This window comes from Paraburkholderia tuberum STM678, assembly GCF_902833905.1.
GTDB classification, from domain to species: Bacteria; Pseudomonadota; Gammaproteobacteria; order Burkholderiales; family Burkholderiaceae; genus Paraburkholderia; species Paraburkholderia tuberum.
The window spans coordinates 1-4,363 of sequence record NZ_CADFGP010000140.1; the positions used below are offsets into that span (position 1 = coordinate 1).

Here is a 4,363-nt window from a genome sequence, read left to right on the forward strand (position 1 = left end):
GGGCAACGCGGACATCCGCCCAGCTTGGAGCGACCTTCGCCGAGCCGCCCGTGGAGGCAAAACGCTAACTCCGGTTAAATGGACACCCCATAGATACGTTATAACATAACACTGGCGGTGTCCAGCGTTCCCAGCAGACAGACTGGCCGTCCCGGAGCGTGGCATCAGCGAAGCGGGCTGTCACCGCATGGGGGCATCTCGACCGTAACCATTTGCTCAGCGCCCGGGCACCTCGACGGGCGAACATGCTTGAGCGCGTGCCGCTCACAGGAGAATGCAATGCAAGATGCAACCGGCTTCCAGCGTATCCCGACGACCATCCTGACCGGGTTCCTCGGCGCCGGAAAAACGACCTTGCTCAACCGCATCCTGACCGAGCATCACGGCGGACGCGTTGCGGTCATCGAAAACGAGTTCGGCGAAGCGGGCATCGACAACGAATTGCTGGTGCAGGACGGTAACGAGCAGATTGTCGAAATGAACAACGGCTGTATCTGTTGTACGGTGCGTGGCGACCTGGTGCGCATTCTTTCGACGCTCGCCGCGCGACGGGAGACAGGAGAACTCGCATTCGAGCGGGTCATCATCGAGACAACGGGACTTGCCGATCCGGCGCCCGTCGCGCAAACGTTCTTTGTTGACGATGTCGTGCAGGAGAAATACCTGCTCGACGCCATCGTGACGGTGGTCGACGCACGGCATGGCGGCGAGCAGCTCGACGAACATCACGAAGCGCAGGAGCAGGTCGGATTCGCGGACCGTATCCTCGTATCCAAGGTGGACCTCGTTGGCGAAGAGCAGGCGCAGCAACTGATGCGCCGGTTGCGGCAGATGAACCCGCGCGCGACGATCAGGCCGGCACATTTTGGCGAGACGGACCTGAAGCAACTGCTCGACATCCGCAGCTTCAGTCTGGATGCCATTGTCGACATCGAGCCCGATTTCCTTGAAGACGTTTCGCACGAGCATGACGACGATGTGACGTCCTTCGTCTACCGCACTACTGCGCCTCTGGATCGGGACAAGCTCGAGGCGTTCTTCAGCGCCACGGTTGCGGTCTATGGTGCCGCGATGCTGCGCTACAAGGGTGTGCTGAACCTGGCGGGTGTCGACCGTCGCGCAGTGTTCCAGGGCGTACATATGATTTTTGGCGCGGATATCGGTAAGTCCTGGGGCGCGAATGAAACGCGCGAAACCCGGATTGTTTTCATCGGCAAACAGTTGCCACATGACCTTATCAAGGCGGGCCTCGACAACTGTATGGTTGGCGAAGTCCTGCAGAACTGACACGAAGGATCGCGCCTGCTTGCCGCGCACCCGCCTCGGCCAGCAGGCTGGCCGTGTCGATTCATGCGATCTTCTTCACCACGTTTGAGGCTCCACTTTTCCCATGCACAAGCTCCCCGTCACCGTACTGTCCGGCTTTCTCGGCGCGGGCAAGACCTCGCTCCTGAACCACGTCCTGAATAACCGCGAAGGCAAGCGGGTGGCCGTAATCGTGAACGATATGTCGGAAGTCAACATCGACGCTCAGCTGATTCGTGACGGCGGCAGCCAGCTCTCGCACATCGACGAAAAGCTCGTCGAAATGAGCAATGGTTGCATTTGCTGCACATTGCGCGAGGATCTGCTGATCGAGATCCAGCGGCTCGCGCGGGAGAAGCGCTTCGACTATCTGCTGATCGAATCCACGGGCATATCCGAGCCCTTGCCGGTGGCGGAAACCTTCACGTTTCGCGACGAACAAGGTCACAGCCTCTCGGATATCTCTCGCCTGGACACGATGGTGACGGTCGTCGACGCCTATAACTTTGTGCGCGACTACGGTTCCCACGACTTCCTGGCGGATCGCGGCGAAACGATGGGTGGGGAAGACCGCCGCACCGTGGTCGATCTGCTGACCGAGCAGATCGAGTTCTGCGACGTGATCGTGCTGAACAAGACGGACCTTGTGAGCGCAAGCGAGTTGGAGTTGCTCAAAGGCGTGCTGCGAGTGCTGAACGCCCGCGCGAAGATCGTCGAAAGCCGCTTTGGCCAGGTGCCGATCGGGCAGGTTCTCGATACCGGCCTGTTCGACTTCGAAGCCGCTGCGCAAGCGCCTGGGTGGCTCAAGGAGATGCGCGGCGAACACATTCCCGAAAGCGAACAATATGGCATCACCAGCTTCGTCTACCGCGCGCGCCGTCCGTTTCATCCGCAGCGTTTCTTCGACTGGATTCAGAGCGAGTGGCCGGGCGTCGTGCGCTCAAAGGGGTACTTCTGGCTGGCCTCGCGCAACCATGCGGTCGGCGAATGGTCGCAAGCCGGCGCGGTCTCGCGTCACGGACGCGCCGGGACCTGGTGGGCGGCCGTGCCCAGGCACGCCTGGCCGCAGGAGCCCGAAGCACAGGCTATCATCCGAAGCCGCTGGCATGAGCGTTTCGGGGATCGTCAACAGGAGCTGGTCCTGATCGGCACCGGAATGGACGAGGCAGCCTTGCGCGCGTCCTTTGATGCCTGCCTGCTAAGCGAGGACGAACTGGCCCGTGATGAAGTCGAGTGGCACAAATTTACCGACCCGTTCCCTGAGTGGACGCAGTAAGGTGTGTCCACCCAGGCAGTAACCTGGCACCATGCATACTCAATCGAATTGAGGTACTTCGCCTGCCTGGCGCCAGGCACTCAGGCGAGCTCAACCGGGCCGTGGTCGTCGCAATGATCGCCGTGCGGATGGTGCAGGTGGCCGTTGACCAGGTAGTCGACGTGATCGCCATGCGGTACCGCTTCGTGGCCGCATGCCGGCCCGTGGACATGTCCCGACTCATGACCGCCGCAGTTCGAAGTACATTGATCCGGATTTTTTGCGCTCACCTCCAGCCGGTGTTCGTCCACGTGATCGCCATGGGGATGGTGCAAGTGGCCATCGTGCAGATAGTCAGTGTGATCGCCATGCCTGATCGCAGTGTGTCCGCAGTTCGGACCATGCTGATGGTCATGATGGGCATGATGCGGTTCGTTGCAGGTGCTCATAGCGGTGCTCCTCGACTCACGTGATAGTGAACGCATGACGTGGGCTTCGCGGCGTGCCCCCAAATGGGCAACGGTTAATCCGGCCAGATGTTAAAGCGATCCTCCTTACGCACGCCGAAGTCAACGCCCCTTTTTTCCGTCTAGGGAAACGCTGATTAATGGAACTCGGCGGTCATCGCTCACGTAGCCGAAGACGTTATAGAAGGCAGCTCACAGAACGGACTCACGAGGATGAAGAGGCAGATCGGCTTCGCGGAAGCGGAAATTGCAGGCAAGAAGCGCGTGACGAGGCGCCAACGCTTCCTGGCGGAGATGGAGCAGATTGTGCCGTGGCAGCGTTTGCTGTCTGCAATCGAACCGCATTACCCGAAGGGCACGCGAGGCCGTCCGCCGATTGGCCTGGAGCGAATGCTGCGGATCTATTTCCTGCAACAGTGGTACGGGCTGTCGGACGAAGGGCTGGAAGACGCGCTGTATGACAGCATTGCGCTGCGCGCCTTCGCCGGCATCGATCTGGCAGTCGAGAACGTTCCGGATGCGACCACGCTGCTGAAATTCCGGCGCCTGTTGATCGAGCACGAACTGACACGGAAGCTGTTCGACGAGATCGGTATCTCGCTGTGTGAGCGTGGACTGATGATGAAGGAAGGCACGCTGGTTGATGCGACGATCATCGAAGCGCCACCGTCGACCAAGAACGCCGGGAAGAGCCGTGACCCGGAGATGCATCAAACGAAGAAGGGAAACGAATGGCACTTTGGGATGAAAGCCCACGTTGGCGTGGACGCCGATTCGGGCTTGGTCCACAGTGTGGTTGGCACGGCGGCCAACGTGTCGGATGTGTCGCAAGCCCATTTGCTGCTGCACGGCCATGAAGAGGAAGCGTTCGCCGACGCAGGCTACATTGGTGTAGACAAGCGTGATGAAATGAAAGGCAAGGCAGTAAATTGGCACGTCGCTGCCAAGCGCGGAAAGATCAGGGCGATGCAGGACGGGCCGCTGAAGGACCTGGTGACTGCGCTTGAGCGAACCAAGGCGCAAATCCGTTCGCGCGTTGAGCATCCGTTCCATATCGTCAAGAACCTGTTTCACCATCGCAAAACCCGATACAAGGGCTTGGCCAAGAACACGGCGCAACTGTTCAGCTTGTTCGCTCTGGCGAATCTGGTGACTGCGCGAAATCTGTTGCGATCGGTTCATGGGAGCAATCCGTCATGCGTATGAAAAATGAGAGAAGAGGGGCTCGTTTGCGAGCCAAATTCACCGAAATGAGCGTCGATTCGATTCGTTATCCAGAAAATTTGACGCGTCTTGATCTGCAAGCCGATCCGACAGTTCATTAATCAGCGTTTCC

Annotated in this window: 4 protein-coding genes; all 4 read left to right on the forward strand. The window is 59.5% G+C overall.

The genetic code is table 11. The annotated features are described in order from the left end of the window. Positions 1-279 precede the first annotated feature (279 nt). The 4 genes from HWY30_RS40430 (at position 280) to HWY30_RS40445 (ending at position 4,233) form a co-directional block, all read left to right on the forward strand. Complete coding sequence (locus HWY30_RS40430; RefSeq protein ID WP_090811195.1) at positions 280-1,287, forward strand: CobW family GTP-binding protein; 1,008 nt, start codon at positions 280-282, stop codon at positions 1,285-1,287. A gap of 103 nt (positions 1,288-1,390) precedes the next feature. Beyond that, complete coding sequence (gene zigA / locus HWY30_RS40435; RefSeq protein ID WP_090811193.1) at positions 1,391-2,581, forward strand: zinc metallochaperone GTPase ZigA; 1,191 nt, start codon at positions 1,391-1,393, stop codon at positions 2,579-2,581. A gap of 101 nt (positions 2,582-2,682) precedes the next feature. Further along, the gene (locus HWY30_RS40440) at positions 2,683-3,033 is read left to right on the forward strand and encodes a hypothetical protein (RefSeq protein WP_208524380.1); all 351 of its coding nucleotides are present in this window, start codon (positions 2,683-2,685) and stop codon (positions 3,031-3,033) included. Between the two features lie 207 nt (positions 3,034-3,240). Continuing rightward, complete coding sequence (locus HWY30_RS40445; protein ID WP_090806814.1) at positions 3,241-4,233, forward strand: IS5 family transposase; 993 nt, start codon at positions 3,241-3,243, stop codon at positions 4,231-4,233. Positions 4,234-4,363 lie beyond the last annotated feature (130 nt).